General features: G+C 41.2%; 1 protein-coding gene. It reads left to right on the top strand.

Annotated elements, in window-relative coordinates:
- Positions 1 to 18: 18 nt before the first annotated feature.
- Positions 19 to 1,205: elongation factor Tu (gene tuf / locus NSA01_RS09990; protein WP_257481312.1), on the top strand; the 1,187-nt coding region annotated here is incomplete at its 3' end.

The raw sequence follows: 1,205 nt of genomic DNA, 5'->3' as shown, positions 1-1,205 counted from the left end.
TAAGGAGAAAGAAAAGAAATGGCAAGAGAAAAATATGAAAGAACGAAACCGCATGTAAATATCGGAACGATCGGACACGTAGACCACGGAAAGACAACATTGACAGCAGCGATCACAAAGGTACTGCATGAAAGATTAGGAACAGGAGATGCAGTAGCATTCGAAAACATCGATAAAGCGCCTGAAGAAAGAGAAAGAGGGATAACGATCTCAACAGCTCACGTAGAATATGAAACAGAAGACAGACACTACGCACACGTAGACTGCCCTGGACATGCCGACTACGTAAAGAACATGATCACCGGAGCAGCGCAAATGGACGGAGCTATCTTAGTAGTAAGTGCAGCAGACGGTCCAATGCCGCAAACAAGAGAACATATCCTACTTGCAAGACAGGTAAACGTACCATATATCGTAGTATTCTTGAATAAAGCAGATATGGTTGATGATGAAGAACTTATTGAATTGGTAGAAATGGAAGTAAGAGAACTTCTTGACGAATACGAATTTGACGGAGACGAAACACCAATCGTAATCGGATCAGCACTTAAAGCGTTGGAAGATCCACAAAGTGAATGGGGAGATAAGATCCTTGATTTAATGAAGGAAGTGGATGCATATATCCCAGAACCAGTAAGAGATACAGATAAGCCATTCCTAATGCCTGTAGAAGACGTATTCTCAATCACAGGAAGAGGTACAGTAGCAACAGGTAGAGTAGAAAGAGGCGTTGTAAAAGTAGGTGAAGAAGTAGAATTAGTGGGAATTCACCCAGAAATCAAGAAGACAGTAGTAACCGGAGTAGAAATGTTCAGAAAGATGTTAGACGAAGGTGTAGCGGGAGATAACATCGGAGCACTTTTAAGAGGTGTAGACAGAACAGAAATCGAAAGAGGACAAGTACTGGCAAAACCGGGAACAATTCATCCACACACAAAATTCAAAGCTGAAGTATATGTATTAACAAAAGATGAAGGTGGAAGACATACACCATTCTTCAACGGATACAGACCACAATTCTATTTTAGAACAACAGACGTTACGGGAGTAGTAAATCTAGAAGGCGGAGCAGAAATGGTAATGCCTGGGGATAATATTACAACAACTATTGAGCTAATCACACCGATAGCGATTGAACAAGAGTTAAGATTTGCTATCAGAGAAGGCGGAAGAACAGTAGGATCCGGAGTAGTAACAGAAATCAT

This window comes from Anaerofustis stercorihominis (assembly GCF_024623185.1).
In the GTDB taxonomy this organism is placed as follows: domain Bacteria; phylum Bacillota; class Clostridia; order Eubacteriales; family Anaerofustaceae; genus Anaerofustis.
The sequence above is the reverse complement of the archived record's forward strand: the minus strand, read 5'-3'. Positions and strand labels throughout refer to the sequence as shown.